At 46.6% G+C, this 17,627-nt stretch carries 18 protein-coding genes and 1 tRNA gene; 8 read left to right on the forward strand and 11 right to left on the reverse strand.

All coding sequences use genetic code 11. The annotated features are described in order from the left end of the window. Positions 1–4: 4 nt before the first annotated feature. Positions 5–595 carry a hypothetical protein gene (locus WC647_12000; protein MFA6223026.1) on the forward strand — a complete coding sequence of 197 codons (591 nt, stop codon included), beginning with the start codon at positions 5–7 and terminating at the stop codon, positions 593–595. Positions 596–839: 244 nt separating this feature from the next. Here WC647_12000 and WC647_12005 read toward each other — a convergent pair. The 5 genes from WC647_12005 to WC647_12025 all read right to left on the reverse strand — a co-directional run bounded on the left by WC647_12005 (position 840) and on the right by WC647_12025 (position 6,291). Next, positions 840–916, reverse strand: a tRNA-Met gene (locus tag WC647_12005). A gap of 55 nt (positions 917–971) precedes the next feature. Beyond that, on the reverse strand, positions 972–2,528 hold the full coding sequence (locus tag WC647_12010) for a radical SAM protein (protein MFA6223027.1): 1,557 nt from the start codon (positions 2,526–2,528) through the stop codon (positions 972–974). Positions 2,529–2,554: 26 nt separating this feature from the next. Then, positions 2,555–3,679, reverse strand: a complete 1,125-nt coding sequence (locus WC647_12015) for an acyl-CoA N-acyltransferase (protein ID MFA6223028.1) — start codon at positions 3,677–3,679, stop codon at positions 2,555–2,557. A gap of 97 nt (positions 3,680–3,776) precedes the next feature. Beyond that, a complete protein-coding gene (locus WC647_12020; protein ID MFA6223029.1) occupies positions 3,777–5,222 on the reverse strand; it encodes a radical SAM protein in 1,446 nt (481 codons plus the stop codon). Positions 5,223–5,247: 25 nt separating this feature from the next. Beyond that, positions 5,248–6,291, reverse strand: a complete 1,044-nt coding sequence (locus WC647_12025; protein ID MFA6223030.1) for a hypothetical protein — start codon at positions 6,289–6,291, stop codon at positions 5,248–5,250. 186 nt (positions 6,292–6,477) lie between these two features. On the opposite strand from WC647_12025, the gene WC647_12030 reads away from it, so the two are divergent. Together WC647_12030 and WC647_12035 are read left to right on the forward strand one after the other, a co-directional pair. Then, positions 6,478–7,662: a glycosyltransferase family 4 protein gene (locus WC647_12030; protein ID MFA6223031.1), complete on the forward strand. Its 1,185-nt coding sequence runs from the start codon at positions 6,478–6,480 to the stop codon at positions 7,660–7,662. Between the two features lie 36 nt (positions 7,663–7,698). After that, positions 7,699–8,598 (forward strand): class I SAM-dependent methyltransferase, encoded by a 900-nt coding sequence (locus tag WC647_12035; GenBank protein ID MFA6223032.1) that lies wholly within the window; start codon positions 7,699–7,701, stop codon positions 8,596–8,598. On the opposite strand, the gene WC647_12040 is transcribed toward WC647_12035, so the two are convergent. Next, positions 8,566–9,174, reverse strand: coding sequence for a histidine phosphatase family protein (locus tag WC647_12040; protein ID MFA6223033.1), 609 nt, complete (start codon positions 9,172–9,174; stop codon positions 8,566–8,568). The genes WC647_12035 and WC647_12040 overlap by 33 nt on opposite strands. A 219-nt stretch (positions 9,175–9,393) precedes the next feature. On the opposite strand from WC647_12040, the gene WC647_12045 reads away from it, so the two are divergent. The 3 genes from WC647_12045 to rpmA all read left to right on the forward strand — a co-directional run bounded on the left by WC647_12045 (position 9,394) and on the right by rpmA (position 10,651). Then, positions 9,394–9,894: a phosphatidylglycerophosphatase A gene (locus WC647_12045; protein MFA6223034.1), complete on the forward strand. Its 501-nt coding sequence runs from the start codon at positions 9,394–9,396 to the stop codon at positions 9,892–9,894. Positions 9,895–9,999: 105 nt separating this feature from the next. Beyond that, positions 10,000–10,374, forward strand: a complete 375-nt coding sequence (gene rplU / locus WC647_12050) for a 50S ribosomal protein L21 (GenBank protein ID MFA6223035.1) — start codon at positions 10,000–10,002, stop codon at positions 10,372–10,374. A gap of 16 nt (positions 10,375–10,390) precedes the next feature. Continuing rightward, positions 10,391–10,651 carry a 50S ribosomal protein L27 gene (gene rpmA, locus WC647_12055; protein ID MFA6223036.1) on the forward strand — a complete coding sequence of 87 codons (261 nt, stop codon included), beginning with the start codon at positions 10,391–10,393 and terminating at the stop codon, positions 10,649–10,651. Positions 10,652–10,750: 99 nt separating this feature from the next. Here the strand turns inward: rpmA and WC647_12060 are convergent, their stop codons facing one another. The 5 genes from WC647_12060 to WC647_12080 form a co-directional block, all read right to left on the reverse strand. Continuing rightward, positions 10,751–11,455: an ABC transporter ATP-binding protein gene (locus WC647_12060; protein MFA6223037.1), complete on the reverse strand. Its 705-nt coding sequence runs from the start codon at positions 11,453–11,455 to the stop codon at positions 10,751–10,753. Continuing rightward, the gene (locus WC647_12065; GenBank protein ID MFA6223038.1) at positions 11,448–12,170 is read right to left on the reverse strand and encodes an ABC transporter ATP-binding protein; all 723 of its coding nucleotides are present in this window, start codon (positions 12,168–12,170) and stop codon (positions 11,448–11,450) included. The genes WC647_12060 and WC647_12065 overlap by 8 nt, the downstream gene beginning before the upstream one ends. Before the next feature lie 8 nt (positions 12,171–12,178). Continuing rightward, a complete protein-coding gene (locus WC647_12070; protein ID MFA6223039.1) occupies positions 12,179–13,186 on the reverse strand; it encodes a branched-chain amino acid ABC transporter permease in 1,008 nt (335 codons plus the stop codon). Between the two features lie 6 nt (positions 13,187–13,192). Next, complete coding sequence (locus tag WC647_12075) at positions 13,193–14,068, reverse strand: branched-chain amino acid ABC transporter permease (protein ID MFA6223040.1); 876 nt, start codon at positions 14,066–14,068, stop codon at positions 13,193–13,195. Between the two features lie 100 nt (positions 14,069–14,168). Further along, the gene (locus WC647_12080; GenBank protein MFA6223041.1) at positions 14,169–15,368 is read right to left on the reverse strand and encodes an ABC transporter substrate-binding protein; all 1,200 of its coding nucleotides are present in this window, start codon (positions 15,366–15,368) and stop codon (positions 14,169–14,171) included. 173 nt (positions 15,369–15,541) lie between these two features. Between WC647_12080 and WC647_12085 the strand changes: the two genes are divergently transcribed. Together WC647_12085 and WC647_12090 are read left to right on the forward strand one after the other, a co-directional pair. Then, entirely contained in the window at positions 15,542–16,240 is a 699-nt protein-coding gene (locus tag WC647_12085; GenBank protein MFA6223042.1) for a lipid-binding SYLF domain-containing protein, read from the forward strand. 337 nt (positions 16,241–16,577) lie between these two features. Then, positions 16,578–17,627, forward strand: coding sequence for a branched-chain amino acid ABC transporter permease (locus WC647_12090; protein MFA6223043.1), 1,050 nt, complete (start codon positions 16,578–16,580; stop codon positions 17,625–17,627).

Raw genomic sequence — 17,627 nt, forward strand, 5'->3', positions numbered from 1 at the left:
TGACGTGAAACACGACAGCAGAGAGTTGGAGGATACACTAGAGATTTACCGAGCCCTAAGAGTATGCTGTACAGAGGCGATGGAGTTAGCGAAAAGAAACGCCTGGAAGAACTTAGCCAAGAAGCTCGAAGCAACATCCAAGAAAACGCATGGTGACGCCCCTTATAGCAAGAGAGATCTTGAGAATCTTTTTGATAACCATGTGATGCCGATTTTAGATGAAGTCTGCTTCATCGATTTGGTCAGGGTTTTCGAACGTATTGTCTTTGAACTCGTCGATAATGCATCCGGAGAGATTAAAAAGACTATAAAAGGGTCTAAAGCAAACTATCCATTTTATTTATGCGCTGAAAAGTTCGTCAAATCATCAACGGAAAGGGATATAAGAAACTTGGGAGATATCCAGGAGATCTTGAAAGGCGGTGTCTCTAACAGTTTGTACGACGATCTGGGGAAGATTGTAAAGTACAGAAACTGGCTTGCTCACGGCAACAGGTTTAAGGACAAAAAAGACCAAGCTGCACGACCCGGAGAAATGGATTGGGTTTTGGATATTTTTAAAGAAATATTGACCAGAATCCGTCCAATTACCTGACACACAGACTCACATTCCGCTGTTTTCACCCAACCGGCAGGGACGATATTTATTCAAAGCCTCGGTACAGGCTAGTTTACGGGTTCAGTTAAGGTTTTTTAATTATAGCGCAGACGGGCAACGTGATTGAACTGCCCAAGACCAAGTGAAATATTAAAGAATTCGGATGGAGGCGGATGGACACCTATATGGACACAAAACAAAAAAAGGCTACCGGAAGAATCCTGTAACCTCTCTTAAAATCTGGTAGCGGGGAGAGGATTTGAACCTCTGACCTTTGGGTTATGAGCCCAACGAGCTACCTGGCTGCTCCACCCCGCGGCATCTCTATAGTTTAACAAAATGATTCGTTATGTCAACCCCGTTTATCATGTGTTTACGAATATTTCTTTTTAGCGAGGATTTCTTTCCTTATTTTGAACATATCCTCCCCCATTACTAAAGAAGTCAGGTAAGGAACTAACCGACTGGGATTTTTCCTCATTATACCAATCAATTGTCTCCAATATTGCAGTCTGGCGCCTGACACTATCCCCTGCCTCCAACTCAGCCGAATGATTTGACTTATGTCCAGTAGGACCCTACGTAAACCCGGAGGCTCCTGCACGCTTTTGGGGATCTTTTTTCCCTGTTTTTCCGCCATGGCCCTTCTTGTCGGGCGCATGGTGAGATAATAATTATAAGACCGCGCAAGAAAATTTGAGGAGTTGTACAACTCATCCCAAACATCCGTGAATTCTTTGTCAATTTCTGATTCCGGTCTTGACGGGATATAATTCATAGCGGATGAAATAAAATTGCCGCCGGTTTTATTTTCAATCAGCCTTCCTTCGGCCTTTAACCTGTCCCACAGTTTTGTATTGGGAATAGGCTGAAGCTTGTTGAACATTATAATCGGGATATTGGTCTCTTTGACAAAGGAGGCTATTCTTTTCCCCATACCAGGCTTTTCCCCATCGAAACCAATTATGAAACTCCCCAGGACGGTCAGGCCATTTTTGGTTATGTTATTTACCGACTCCATAAGTGGATTTCGAATATTCTGAAATTTGTTGGCGCCGGCCAGGACATCTTCATCGGGAGATTCCAGCCCTACGAAAACGGTAGCGAAATTTGGCTGGGTCATAAGATCTATCAGTTCAATGTCTTGCCCCAGGTTTATGGACGCCTGAGTTATGAAGCTGAAGGGACTCCCATTTGCCTTCATCCAGACATCCATATCCTTCAGGAGGGCCACAGCGTGTTTTCGGCTACCGATAAAATTATCATCACAAATAAAAATCATGTCACGCCAGCCGAGCTTATAGACTGCTTCAAGCTCATTAACCACCTGCGTGGGGGTCTTATATCTCGGCTTCGGGCCATACAGGTTAATGATGTCACAAAATTCACAGCCAAAAGGGCAGCCACGTGATGTCTGAATCCCCAGGGCTTCATAGTTTTTCAGGTTGAGCAGGTCGAAGCGTGGTAACGGCGACAATGCCAAATCAGGTTTTTCGGGGTTTTCTATGACACCCCCTGACTGCCCCTGTTTAAGGCTCGCCAATAGCAATGGTATAGTGTTTTCACCTTCGCCTCTGACCAGGAAATCACACCCGGCCGCCAGCGAGTCCTCCGGAACCGAAGTGGCGTATGGTCCCCCAACAACTACTGTTTTTCCTTTATTCTTGGCCTCCCTGATTAACTCAATAAAATTGTCCTTTTGGATCAACATGGCTGAGATCATGACCAGGTCCGGCCAATCCCAATCTATATCAGACCTGGGCTGGGCCGCGAGATCCACAAGACGAATATCCCAATCCCTGGGCAAGAGGGCCGCAAGGGTAATCAAACCCAGGGGAGGGTTCATTGTCTTGGTGTTCATGAATTTTAGCTGTTCAGGGAAACTCCAGTAAGAATTTGGAAATTCAGGATTTATTAGTAAGGTCTTCAATATGTCATCCTCAAATTAATTTTTAATTAAGTTAGCGCCTTCCTGTAAATTCTGTAAACGCTGTGTTTCTTTGCTCCCATCTCAATTTCAAGCTGATTGATATCGTGATTATCCTCGAGGTTCCATCCACATTCCAGAAACTCGATCCGGTCGTGGCCCCGCAAAAGGCTGTTCAAATGATGAAACACCACAAGAGGAACTCCCAGCCTCTTGAATTCCTTCCTGACTCCACCCATTGCGGCCCTAAAACCTACGAGAAACCTGTTTCTGAGCAGAAACTTGATTCCTGTTATGAGTCCCATGCGGCCATTGGCCTGTTTGAGCAGGGGGTTCATGTCCGGCAAAACCATGACGACGCCTACAGGCTCATCATCATATAGAGTAAAAAACAGAAGATTTTCTTCAAGCACCCGCTTCAGGTTTTTGGCCATCTCACGGACTTCTCCTTCACTCATGGGGACAAAACCCCAGTTCTCCGCCCACGCTTGATTGTACAGCCTGGCGAGAAGCGCTATGTCAGAATCATAATTTTCCCGTGAAATGTTCCGAATCTTCACATGCCCCTTGCTGAGCACTCTTTTCCCAAGCCGCTCAATGCGAGGTCCAGCAGGGTCGGTCTGATAAACCCTGAAAGTGAACAGATCCTTTTCCTTCACATATCCCGCCTCTTCAACAAGCCCGGAATAATACGGAAAATTCCAGGGCATCATTATTGTGGGCAAATACTCGAATCCTTCGATCAGTAGGCCAACCTCGTAATTTGTAGATGGGTTTAACGGGCCGCGAATAAAGGTCATTCCTTTCGATTTTACCCACTCTTCGGCGCACGAGAATAGGGCCTTCGAAGCTTCGTGGTCATTAAAGCACTCGAAAAACCCCCAGATCCCCATTTTCTCATTGTGGTAATCATTGTAATTGTTATCGATTATGGCTGCGATCCTGCCTACAGGGCGTCCGTCCCTTTCCGCAATAAACAGTTCACGCTTGGAAAACTTCCAGAAAGGGTGCTTCGCAGTATTCAGGAGTCTTTTGAAATCGCTCTTGAGTGGAGGAACCCAATTCGAATCCGGTGGATAGATAGCCCAGGGCGTATCGACAAACCTGTTTAGATCTTTTTGCGTCTGAACCTGAACAATTCTTATTTCACCCATGTTTATTAAAGCCTCTCTAAGTAATCACTAAAAATTTGTCGCCATTGCATTCATTCGAAGCTCAAACAATATCGTCAATCAACAATAGAGGACAAATCTATGCGTCTGTTTTCCTTGAGTCATGGTAATTTCTGGCAAATTCCAGAAATCGTTTGTAAGCCTCGTCAAGATCATATCCTCTGGCGCAGGAATGTGTAGCGAGCCCCTGGTGAAACCAGCGATACCAACGATCAATGTCGTCCGGATTTTCCTTAATGATCTTGGGAAAGATGTCGGTTCCAGGATAGGGAGTCACCATGTTGATTTCAACATGGTCCGGTTGCGCTTCAAGAATCAGTTTTTTGCTTAACTCAATATCTTCTTCAGTTTCTTCAGGAAAACCTATCATAAAAAACGCATGGGATTTAATACCTTCTTCTCTAAGCATCCTCACTGCGTCTATCACATGTTTGTTGGTTTCCCCTTTCCTGATGAGTTTTAGGATCCTGGGACTCCCACTTTCCACTCCCAACGTGACCCGCCTGAAATTCGCCTCTTTCATTTTTCGCACTAACTTCATGTCGAGTGTGTCGGCTCTCACTCCACCCGTGAACTCGAAACAGTTCAACCCATTGGCGACAATGGCGTCGAGCAGTTCCATAGTCCTGGATTTTATCACTGTGAAAGTGTCATCCAAGACCTTAAGAACCCAGCGTCCGGGCAAAGGATCAGCAGTGTTCATGGCGTCCCCGGGATAGGCCGGGAATTCTTGAGCCCTCTGTCTCAGGATATTGAGTTCTTTTATGATCGAATCTATCGACCGCAGACGAGCCTTTTTCCCCCAGATGTTGCGGGAAGCGCAATATGCGCAGTTAAACGGGCATCCCCTGCCGGTCATTATGACATCCCCGTAATAACGGCTTCTGTCGATTAATGCCCTGTCAGGTATCGGTAACTCGTCCAGGTCAGCTATCAGTTCAGCCCTTGGGTTAATGACGATTTTCCCATAGTTTTTCCATGCGAGAGACCTTACTTTAGAAAAATCCAGCGTTCCCTCAATCGCACGAAGCAGATCAACCAGGGCAAGTTCTCCTTCGCCCATTATCGTCAAATCTGCGGAGGTATAAGCCAGACTCTGTTCAGGCAGGACTGAAGGATGGCTTCCTCCAAGGACTACAGGTATATTGAATTTCTTGAGCCGTTTTACCAGAATCCTTACGGTATCCATAGCTCCGGAATTACAGGTGATTCCTACGAGGTCAGGTTTTTGGGCTACAATCTCAGACTCAATCAAGTCCCAAAATTTGTGTCCACTATCGTTAATTATGGATTCCATCATGGGGATCCTGGAGTTCATTACCAATTCAGGATCCAGGTCCGTTGGAAAAGAGGAATCTACTGTCTCGAGAGTCACATTTTCGCCGTCAATGACCCTAATATCCCATCCTGAATAGTCTCGCGCGTACGTTCCAAGGTAAAGAAGGTTCAGGGGATAGGTTTTCATCTTTGGGGTAGTTAACCCAAACAGCGAATAAAAAGGCGGTCGCACTAGGACCAATTTCATTACTCAAATCCTGTAAAATCTTTAATTAATTACGTTCTTCCAGGATATTACCGAACAAGCGAATATATCTGTCCACTCGTTCATCCCACGAATGTTCCCTGGCCATATAGTCCATAACGAGCGCTTTTTTTGCCAAAGGAGCGTTTTGCGACAGTTTTCGACAATGAAACACGAGAGAGTCTATGTCACCATGCTCGAACACCGACCCATAAGCGAGATCCAGTATCATTTTGTTGTTCAGGATTGGTTCTTCAGACAGAGTGGGTAACCCTCCACGCAGATAACTATAGATTTTCGAAATGTCGTTGTCAAAAGGATGGATCCCAGTGGCCAATGCCAACCCGATATGGGCGTAATAAATATAATCCCATGTCTGATTCTCCTGCTTCTGTCCATGGCTGACAATCAGAGGGCTCAAGTCCATTTCAGCGCCACCGTACATCATGGCCTTGTTAAGACCCACCACGTGAATCTCTGCAATGTCAACCACGCGTCCGGCCAGTTCGTTAAGCATGTCGATCATTCTAGGGGCCGCCAAGCTGCCTAAAAAAAGGATGACCTTCTTATTAGTCTTATATGGATTCACGCCTGGCTTCGGAATGTTTTTCGGACAGCCCGTAGGCACGAGAGCGGTTTTGTTGCGGGAGCCGTACAGATTGATCCATCTGGATCGGTTCTCCTCGTTGTTAAAGACAACAGTATGAGCTTTCTCGAGAATCAGGTCCTGGCATTCAAGCAGGTGAGATCTAAACCGTTCATCCCTTTCCGGGTAAGTTTTATCGACTACACGGACTATCCGGGAGACTATCTTCCCGTTTTGGGAACGGATTAGTTTTATGGAGTCATGGTAGCAGGTTTTGATTATGTCGTAATACCCAGAATCCTTGAGCTTATCCAGGCCATAGACCCTGATCCCCGAGTCCAGAACACTGGGACGGGAAACTGGAGCAAATATATCAGTCTGGATTCCGCGGTTCAGCAAACCCGAAGAAATCGCGCGAAGCCTGATCAGATCAATGCTGACAGGATCCCCACTAGGATCCTTATGAAAAACCAGAGCTACTCGCATGTCCGATAGCTTAAACCCCTGACAAATATGAACTTACCTGACAGAACTCTCCGAAACCTTTGCCTTACATCAAAATCACGCACTCAGAATATCATCTTGCTATTCCAGTTTTACCAAGGTGGTGATAAAAGACTTATTGTTTCGATCTCTAAGTAAAACGGCTTTTCACTGCCGTGGTATTATTTCATGAAAGATAATCATCCTAAACTACTAATTGTAACACCAGAATTCCCTCCTGAACAGTGGGGAGGGTTGGCAAGGACGGTGCTGAAAGTGGCCATGCACGCCATGAATTTAGGGATCGACACCCAGGTGGCCCGCCTTACCGTAGAACCGGATAAGGTCATACTGCTTGACGAGAATCGTACCACTACAGTTTTCGAAGGGATCGTTACTCACAGCATAATTGTAGGTAAAGATAATATTGATCCGGATCAGAGAGATATTTGGGGATGTCCCCACAACCTGTCATTACAGATGATGTTTCAATCGTTGGAATCTCTTGAAGCGACAAACAAGTATGATATTTTTCAGTCGTTTTTCCTCTATCCCGTAGGCTATCTCACTGGTCTTTTAGCCAGGAAGGTTAAAAAACCAATGATATCGTGTATAGTAGGAAATGACGTAAACAGATATTTTTTCAGTCCTGAAAAGGTATCTGTTTGTAAGAGCGGACTCGATAATTCCGATTTTGTGGTTGGCTTGAGCAAGAGTTTGGTTGACCTGGCTGACGCGTTATCTCCTATTTCCGGAAAATCACGCGTAATATATAATTCAGTTACTATACCTGATGAGTCATGGGAGCCCAGGACAGAACACCCCTCCAGGATCAGGATAGGCTGCGGAGGAATTTTTAAATATGCCAAAGGGCTGCCGTACCTGTTCAAGGCAGTGGCCGAATTATCAAAAAAATGGAATTTGCATCTGGCGCTAAGGGGTATAATAAGACACTCGGAAAAAGATGTATTTCAGGAAATTCTGACAAGGACCAACATCCGGCGATTGGTCACAATGCTCGAACCTGCTCCGCACGAAGAGATATCAGGATGGTTAAGGTCTCTGGACTTATTTGTCCTTCCGTCTGTTACCGAAGGTTGTCCTAATATAGTTATGGAAGCTATGGCCGCAGGAGTTCCTACTATCGCCACCGAAGTCGGGGCCGTTCCTGATTTGATCGAAGATGGAGTTTCTGGGCTTTTGTGTCCCCCGGGGAATTCGACCGCCCTTGTGTCCCGGATTGAACGGCTACTTGAAAACCCTGATTTGGCCAACAAACTTTCCAAAGCAGGGAGAGAGAAAATGAAGCTCTTCTCCGCAGAGAGGGAGCGGGAAGACTGGAAACAGGTGTATCAGAAGTTTGTAGAATTATAAGTTTACCACATGGCTATGAGTGAATAGACTGATAACATGAATGCTCCACCCCAAAGATATCCGGACGATCATTGGATAAGGTCATTCGACAGCGAAAAAGCGCTGAATATTTACCTGGATCAACAATCCAAGGCTTACAGCAAAGTCAAAAATGACTTTGTTCGAGAACTGCTTGGAGACCTGCAAGACAAAAGAGTATTGGATTATGGTTGCGGGGCGGGCTACTTTTGCGTGTACGCGGCTAAAGCGGGCGCGGCCGAGGTGCTCGGTGTTGACGTTGAACACTCTGTTCTGGCCACAGCTCGGTACTTTGCCAAACTGGAAGGTGTTTCAAGTCGTGTCGCTTTGATCCAGAGCGCGACGTTTCCTAGCTTTGGAGCTAGAAGAGCCTTTGACGTCATCATCATGAAAGACGTAATAGAACACGCTCCGGACGATATGGATCTCTTAAGGGCCGCTTCCAAAACTTTAAATCCCGGCGGTTTCTTAATAATCAGCACCCAGAACGCCGTGTCCCTCAATTATGCTATTCAGGGCGCTTACCATCGGGTGTTACGTCATGACAAGCAATGGTTCGGCTGGGATGAAACTCATCTGAGATTTTATACGCCGCTTGGTCTGGCCAGAAAGCTGAAAGCCGTGGGGCTTGAATGTGAGGCGTGGCGTTCGGCGTATATAGTGCCTTACAAGATCCCAAGGCCAGGAACTGGACAAAAGAAATTTTACAGGTTGGACGCCTTGAGTTGGATAGACAGAACTCTGGGATCAGTTTTCCCATACAACCGTTTGGGCTGGAATGTTATCGTGAAAGCTCGCGCGTCAAGACTTGTCAAATCGAAGGCCCATTTTGAATCAGTGATAAACGCGCCTTTTCCTGCGACGCCAGTTTCCATAAACAGAGAATCATTGAATTTCACTAAGGAAACCAATCCCTGAACCGGTGGACAATCCCAGCCAACTGACCGGCGAACCGCTTTGAATCACATAAACCGTATCATGGGGAAAACGGATAAATAGAGCCTGTTCCGGCTCCATTCCGAGGAGACATTTCACCAGGACCCGGTTCAGCCCGGCGTGCGCAAGGATTACGACACTGGAGTCGACAGGCAGCTCCGACAGTTCCTGGATGAAGCCGCTCAGCCTGAATTCTCCATCGAGGTAGCTCTCTCCTCCCGGAGGTCGGTCGTTCCACCCGGACCTTATAGATGGACGTGGTCCGATGACTTCGGTCCTCAAGGAACCTTCCCATTCTCCACAAGAAATCTCGACAAGATCTTCTCGAAAATGAACAGGAATCTTTAGGGCCTGGGAATAGATTGAGGCGCTAAGAGCCGCTCTTCCCAAAGAACTGGAATAAATCGTTTGAGGCTGGTAATGGGCCACCAAATGCGGCATTTTCAATGTGTCGGCCATTCCGGTCGCGGTAAGCAAGGAATCCGATCGGCCCTGGATGACTCCCGCCTCGTTAAACCGAGTTTGGCCGTGACGGGCCAAAATAATCTTTAAGGACAATTCGTGAACACCAATTCAATATTCTAGATCTCAACCTTGATGCGTTGGTTTATAACAGAAAATGAAAATCGGTAAAACCCTGCCCCACAAGTTTCTCAGGAAGGTGGAACCAGTCACGGAACATTACTGTTATAAAACAAGGTTGAATAAATGTTGCGTAAAAGTGTAGTAAATAACCTGGTATTTGTTGTTGGCTGGATTTAAGCAGAAGAAGCAAGAATGGACACATCATATACTGAAAAAACAAAAGAAGCTGTTTGTACGGGATTCTGGCTGGGATATTCACCGTTCGCTTCGGGAACCGTCGGTACCCTCCCTGCCGTATTGATATACATTGTTATTCGGTGCGCCCTTGATCCGGCGTATCATAAACTGGCAATATTGTTGTTCTTGACACTCTCATGTGTGGGCTGCGTGGCTTTGGGGGAGTGGGCTGAACAAAGGAGTGGAAAGAAGGACCCAGGAACTTTTGTTCTGGATGAAATAGCGGGTTTTTTTCTGACGGTTCTTTTCTTTACAACCCCCAGCATTATTTTGACTATTTTTTGGGCGTTTGTCGCTACTCGATTCTTTGACATCATCAAACCGTTTCCGGCAAATATGGCTCAGGACGCGCACGGTGGATGGGGAATTCTCCTGGACGACCTGTTTTCGTCAGTTTACGCCATATTTTTTCTGAGAATTTTTTCGTGGCTTTTCCCGAGGATTTTTGGCTTTTAGAAAGAAACTAACCAATTTAACCGCCTTTTTCGGCAATTTAGTTAGATCTTGACATTTGCCAGTCATAATGGTTTATTAAAACGTTATTGTTAAGGAGGGTTTATCATGTACGCCATCGTCCAAACCGGCGGGAAGCAATATAAGGTAGCTCCTGGTGATCAACTGAAAATAGAAAAAGTTCCCGGTGAACCCGGTGAAGTAGTAGAGTTGTCACAGGTGCTCGCAGTCGTAGATGAACAGGGACCAACATTTGGAACCCCATTGCTTGAGAACGTGTCTGTTAAAGCCCGGATGATCAGGACTGCCCGTGATAGAAAAATCATCGTTTTTAAGAAAAAGAAACGACAGGGCTACCACAAGAAACAGGGACACAGACAATGGTATTCTCTCTTAAAGGTAGAAGAGATCAATCAATTAGCAAACAAATCCGATCAGTTGAGCGCCAGTCCGATTGAGACTGAAACCGCTCAGCAATCGTGACAACGGAGGATAGGCCATGGCTCACAAGAAAGCTGGAGGAAGTTCGCGTAATGGAAGGGATAGCCCTGGTCAACACTTCGGTGTGAAGCGCTTTGGAGGCCAGGTTGTAAAGGCTGGTAATATTCTGGTACGCCAAAAAGGCACAAAAATTCATCCGGGGCTCAATGTAGGTCTGGGCAAAGACTATACTCTGTATGCAAAAATCGACGGAGTTGTTACGTTCGGAGTCAAGGATAGGCGGCGCAAGCAAGTCTCCATATTACCAGTAACGGCATAATTGATTATTCAAATCCGGCGTTGGAAATGCTTTAGAAAAAGCGTTAGACGCCGGATTAGTTTTTAATTTCCCCCATTCTCGGCCATTTAATTTTAGGAATCAAATTCCGAGATAGGCTTCCTTGATGTGGTCGTTGTTGAGGAATTCATCTCCGGTTCCCGAAAGGGTAATTCTGCCGTTCTCCAACACATACGCTCTGTTACACATAGCGAGTGTATGGTGAACATTCTGCTCGACCAGCAACACGGTCACACCCTCCCGATTTACCATCTCGACGATTTTGAATATTTCAGAAACCATTATTGGAGCCAATCCTAGTGACGGTTCATCGAACATAATGAGTTTGGGCAAGGACATGAGACCGCGAGCTATGGCGGCCATTTGTTGTTCTCCACCTGACAGGGTACCGGCGGGCTGAGCGCTCCTTTCCTTGAGCCTGGGAAACATTTCATAAAGCCATTTTAAGGATTTTTTGCGCTGGGCTTTGGCTTTGCGTGTTAGTGACCCGAGAATCAGGTTTTCCTCGACGGTCATTTCCGGGAAAAGTCTCCTGCTTTCAGGCACGTGAGCCAGACCATAGTCTATGACTTTATGTGACGGGACCTGGTCAAGCCTGGTTCCCATAAATTCCACATACCCACTGGTAGGCTTAACTAAAGATGATATGGTTTTCAGGGTCGTGGACTTACCGGCGCCATTGGCGCCCAACAGTACCACTATCTCTCCTTCATTTACCTCAAAGGAAACATCCCAGAGGATTTGAAGGTCACCGTAGTAAACATTCAACCCTTCAACCTTAAGCACGATAATCAGCTCCAAAATAAGCCTTGACGACTTCCGGGTTAGCGGCTACCTCAACCGGAGATCCTTCAGCAATCAACATTCCGTGGTTTATTGCGATGATGCGATCGGAAATCGTCATTATTACTTTCATTATGTGTTCTACTATAATGATGGTTATTCCTGAATCGCGAATCTTCTTGATTAGATTGATAGCCTCGTCCAATTCAGTAGGGTTAAGGCCGGCCGCAGTTTCATCCAGAAGAATGAGTTTGGGCTGGGTCGCCAAGGCTCTGGCTATCTCGAGCCTTTTGCGTGAGGCTATGGGTAAACTTTTGGCAATCTTGTCCTTGTAATGGGTCAACCCGCAAAATTCAATTGTCTCTTCAGCCCATCCCACTGCTTCGGCTCTGCTACGGCGTCTCAGGAACGCTGACGCTATAACATTGTCCAAAACAGTCATTCTCTTAAGAGGCTTGACTACCTGAAACGTTCTTCCAACCCCTCGTTTGCAAATCTGATGAGTCTTTAGCCCCGATATTTTTTCTCCATCGAACAGAATTTCACCTTTGTTCAAGGGAAAATAACCGTTGATCAAATTAAAAATCGTGGTTTTCCCAGATCCGTTGGGCCCTATCAATCCGCAAATCTGTCCATCTTGTACCGCAAAACTCACCCCATTGACGGCTGCAAGTCCACCAAAGAATTTTACGATGCCTCGGACTTCAAAAAAAGCCATAATTTTCCTCAAACCGCCGTTTTCTTTTGTCCAAACAACGATCTCTTGATAACTTGCCAGTCTCCGACGATTCCATTGGGCAGAAAGAGGATGACCGCTATTACGAGAATTCCGAAGCTCAATACGTGAGCTTCGCTGACGTATTTCACAACCACATTCATAAAAGACCAACCGGTAAACTTGCCGATAGCGTGGAGTGACCCGAATCCACCTGTTCGGAAAATCTCCTGAACCGCCACCATGATAAAAGCCCCGACCATAGGACCATAGATGGTTCCCACTCCTCCGACGATTCCCACCAGGATAGCCATAATCGATATGTCATGTAGGGAAAAGACAACCTTGGGGTCTATGAAACCCATATAATTGGTATAAAGAGCGCCGGCGAGACCAATTAGAAAAGCCGAAATACACAGCGAGATCATCTTGTAATAAAGGGTGTTAATTCCCATGCTCTCGGCCGCGTCCTGATCTTCGCGGATAGAAACGAAATAGTATCCCCATTTTGATTTCATAACCCGGTCAATAAACACGACGGCGAAGACAGCGATTGCCAGCGCCACGTAATAGTAGGGAATCTTGGAAATGAACGTTTGCATCACGAGTATGCCGATCATTCCGTCGGTAAGCGATTCCCATACCGTGGCAACATTCCTGAAAATCTCATTCAAAGCCAAAGTGGCCAAGGCAAAATAAGGGCCACGTAGACGAAAACAAATCCACCCAAATGGAAACGCAATTATCACCGAGATCAACGCCCCCAGTGGAAGCCCCCACCAGGCCGATATTTCAAGTTTGCTGCTGAGCAGAGCCGCTGTATATGCCCCAACTCCAAAGAAAGCCGCCGCTCCGAAAAGAACCTGGCCGGTATATCCGGAAATCAGGTTCCACCCCGATCCGATGGCCACCCACATCAGAACTAGTATCATTAAATGCTGATAGTACGATTCCTGAATTATCAGTGGGAATATCAACAGGCAAATTAACAATATTAGTTGGGCGGGTGGTCTTTTCATAAACTTCTAAACCTTCGTCAGGCGTCTAAAGCCGCCGGGAAGGAAAAGTAGAACCAGCAGGAATATTACTAATCCGACCATGTCTTCAAAATCCATCCCAATATATGTGGCGCCGAATGATTCGGCGAGACCGAGCGTCAAGCCGCCGAAGATCGCTCCGACCGTAGATCCTAAGCCTCCCAATATCGTGATAACGAAAGCCTTCCTGGTAAATGGACCGCCAATATCAGGAAACAGGTAATAAATGGGCAATAGCAGTGTGCCGGCCGCAGCTACCAGCCCTGCGCCGATCCCCATTGTAATGACTTTTATTCTTTCAGAATTGATTCCCATCAACTGAGCGGCTTCGCCATCCTGAGACACAGCTCGAATAGAACGGCCGATGTCGGTTTTTATCAGAAATATGAACAACCCAAGAGTCAATAGGCAGGCGAAAACGAAAGCAATTGTCAAGGCGACTGAAAACGATATACCGCCGATAAAAAAGGCGGATGATGAATAGGATGTTTTTACTGAAAGATAATTTGAGCTGAAAATGAACCTGGCGACTTCGGTCAGCACCATGGCTATGCCTACTGTCATCAGCACCTGGTTTTCAGGAAGGATGCTGTCCACTTTCATCAGCGGATTGAGAAGATATTTTTGGATTATGACTCCCAACAGGAAAAGGGCCGGCATACTGATCAGGAGTGTAAAATACGGGTCAAGCCCAAGGAAGTGAAACATGGTATAGGTCACGTACATGGCGACCATCATGAACTGTCCATGAGCCAGGTTGATTATGCCCATGACCCCCATGATCAAAGTCATACCTATGCCGATGAGGGCGTAAAGCCCTCCCTTGAGAACACCGGCGACCAGCGTTTGCAGGAAGACTTCCATTAATTCCGTTCTTGTTCAGTCGAGATTGAATTCTACGTTTCAGAAAGACCCGACCCCGTTATGGGGCGCAAGGGTCGGGCTTCTCTCATCAATTATGCGTCTACCTCTGAGACCATTCCGGGACTGGATAGACATAGGGTTTGGTGGCGACGTTTTTCGGCCATACCGTTTCAAGAATTCCCTTCTGCCATTGCACCAGATATGTCGGTAACGCGTTTTGCTGTTTCTTCTTACCGTAAGACACAAATTTTACCGGACCAAAGGCCGTCATCGTGTCGGTAGCGGCAAGGGATTCACGGACGGCGGCGGGTGTGAGTTCTTTGGCGCGTTTCAGGGCGTCAGCCATAACGTAAATACAACCGTAAGCTTCGGCGCCATGATATTCAGTCGGTGTGCCGAATCGTTTCTGGTAATTTTCGAAATATTCCTTTGCCCCTGGATAAGGTAACTGCGGTGACCAAAGGTCCGCGGAAAAAACGTAGTTAGCGGCGTCCCCCGCGTTTTTAGCGAATTCAGGCAGAGTAAATCCGGCGCCTCCGCCGACAAACAATTTGGGATTGAAGTTGAGTTCCTTTGATTGACGCATCAACAGAGCGGCGTCCATGACGTAAGAAATCATATAAACAAAATCAGGCTTGGCGGCCTTTACCTTGATAAGGAGTGGCTTGAAATCAACCGCTCCGGCCTCGTAGCCCTCTTTCATCAGTACCTTGTAGCCGGCTTTTTCGCATTGCTCAGCGAATTCTTTTGTTCCAGATTGGCCAAAAAGGGTATTTTCATGAAGTATTGCGACGCTTTGTGGTTTTACCACATCAGCCAGGAACGAATTCAGAGCCTTCGGATATTCACTCACCGGTGGAGCAATCCTGAACACATAATCCCATCCCTGTTCGGTGATCTTGTCCGCTGAGCCTGTGCTGACCAGAAAAGGGATCTTGCGCTGCTGCGCTACTGCGCAAATGGCGTAAGTGACAGACGAGGAATATCCACCTGTAAGGGCCACAACCTTGTCCTGAGATATCAGTTTTTCAACCGCTGACCTTCCTACGTCCGGTTTTCCTGTATCGTCCTCGATCAACAATTCGATAGGCCGACCGTTAATGCCTCCAGCCTTGTTGATTTCTTCGAGGCCCATGAGAAGGGAATTCTTTTCAATCTCTCCAAACTTCGCCTGCTCCCCAGTGAGAGGCAGTACCACTCCGACTTTAATGGGAGGGTCGGCGGCCCACCCCAGGCCAAAGCCCAAGCCCAAGATCAGACACGATACAACCGCCAACAGTCCAAATGCGCTGATTCTCATTTTAGACTCCTTAGGTTTATAAATGGCATGTGGGAAAGATGGTATCATCTAATGAAATATCGGGATGAACCCAAATTGTCAAGGTAATTAAGCTGAAACCCTTTATCTGTGACCCGTTGCGTAATTTGCTTGAACCATGTAAACATTAAGTTGAATCTGGACTAGGATGGCCTATGAACCCAAAGAGGATATTGAATTTCCTGCTTTTCTTGGTCTTAATTGAGAGCACAGTCCTTAATCCGGCTAATGCGGAAAATTCTGAACTTGAAAACAGGTTGAATGAATCCGCCAAAATAATAGGCGAAACTCTCCAGGCTCCTGATGGAAAAATACCAGGAGACCTGCTTCGCAAGGCTAAGGCCATAATTATATTTCCGTCAGTCATTAAAGTGGGCATGGGAATAGGTGGCCAGTATGGCAAAGGAGTGGCCCTGAGGCTTGATTCCCCAGAACGCAAGTGGGGGCCTCCAGCCTTTGTGACACTTATTGGTGGCAGCTTCGGTTGGCAAATCGGTGTCCAGTCCGCTGATTTGATACTTTTGATAATGAGTGACGTTGACCTGAAGAATATTTTCAATAAGAGGTTTACGATTGGCGTTGACGCATCAGTGGCCGCGGGGCCTATTGGCCGGGAGGCGTCGGCGGATACGGACATTACATTTACTGCGGGTATTTTGTCCTATTCCCGATCAAGAGGCCTTTTTGCGGGTCTAACAGTGCAAGGCGCTTTTTTGGAAGCTGACTGGAGCGCCAATGAAAGCTACTATGGTTCAGACATCTCAATTATCGACATTTTCTTTCACAAGCAGGGGAAACTGTCTCCTGCAGCGTCGAAGCTGGTTGAAACCTTGAACTCAAGCCTGTCAAAATAGAAAAACTCAACCGCGAAAACCTGCTGAAAAGCAAATGTGGAGATTGTAAATACAGATCTATTTATGGGGGATGTAGAGGGCGCTCCATGGCCTTTTCCGGATATAATCCATCGGAAGATCCTTCCTGTTTTCTTCAGGAATGTCCAAGATCCCGGAAAAACTAGTTGACAAATGGTGTCCAATTCAACGAAAAATCTTCTGATTGCTTTAGATCTACTTTCCGGCGACGAGATTCTTAAAGATTCCATTTAATATTGCGCTTGATTAACCACTCCTGTAATTGCTGCGGTTGCTCACAGTCTAAAATAAGCCCCAAGGAGGCGTAGTTGTCTCAAAAATGGACATGAAGCGAGACTATTACGAGGATATACAACTTTTCAGGACCAATACCACACTTGTTCTTAGTGTGGTCCTTTTTGGCGCCTTGGCTTCAATACCTTTTTTCATCGGGGATTATAACTTATACATTTTCAACCTGATCGCCATCCACTCAATTGTCGCGATAGGCCTGAATATACTTGTGGGCTATACAGGGCAGATATCTCTCGGACACGCCGGTTTTTTCGCAATTGGCGCCTATACCGGAGTCCTGTTGATGGTCAAAGCCGGGCTTCCTTTCCCCGTAGCGCTTGTAGCGGCCGGTTTTGTCTCTTCCGGGTTTGGTTTTCTGTTGGGGCTTCCTTCATTGAGATTAGAGGGACCGTATTTGGCGATCGCTACACTCGGTTTCGGCATGGCGGTGACGCAGATAATCAGCCATTTGGACTTTGCAGGAGGGCATATGGGGCTGGAAGCGCCCAAGATGTCCCTTGGGGGGTTCGTGGCTGACACGGGGTATGAGCAATACGCTGTCATAATGACCGTTACGGCTATCATGACCGTGGCAGCCATCAATTTGATGAAAACCCGTGTGGGTAGGGCTCTTGTCGCGATCAGAGACAGTGAAATAGCAGCGGAAGCCATGGGAGTAAATGTCCTGAAATACAAGACCCTGGCTTTTGCCATAAGCGCTTTTTACACAGGTGTGGGTGGAGCGTTAATGGCGTTTGCGCTTGCTCATATAAGCGCGGGCAGCTTCAACCTGATTTTGTCGATAACCTTCCTGGCCATGATAGTCGTTGGCGGTTTGGGATCCATAATGGGCTCTATTCTGGGCGCCGCGTTGCTTACATATCTGCAGATCAAATTGCAGATCATTCAGGAAGCGCCTTTCGTAGGCCCAGCGCTGCTCGATATTTCAAAAAGATTCTTCACCGCGGAAGGTTTACCTAATATCCAAAGCATTATCATTGGAGCGATCATGATCGGGATCGTGATTTTCGAACCCCATGGAATGAGGGGCATATACCTCCGATTCAAGCGTTACTGGAAAATGTGGCCGTTTTGA

The sequence above is a fragment of the Desulfomonilaceae bacterium genome, assembly GCA_041662605.1.
In the GTDB taxonomy this organism is placed as follows: Bacteria; Desulfobacterota; Desulfomonilia; order Desulfomonilales; family Desulfomonilaceae; genus CAJBEZ01.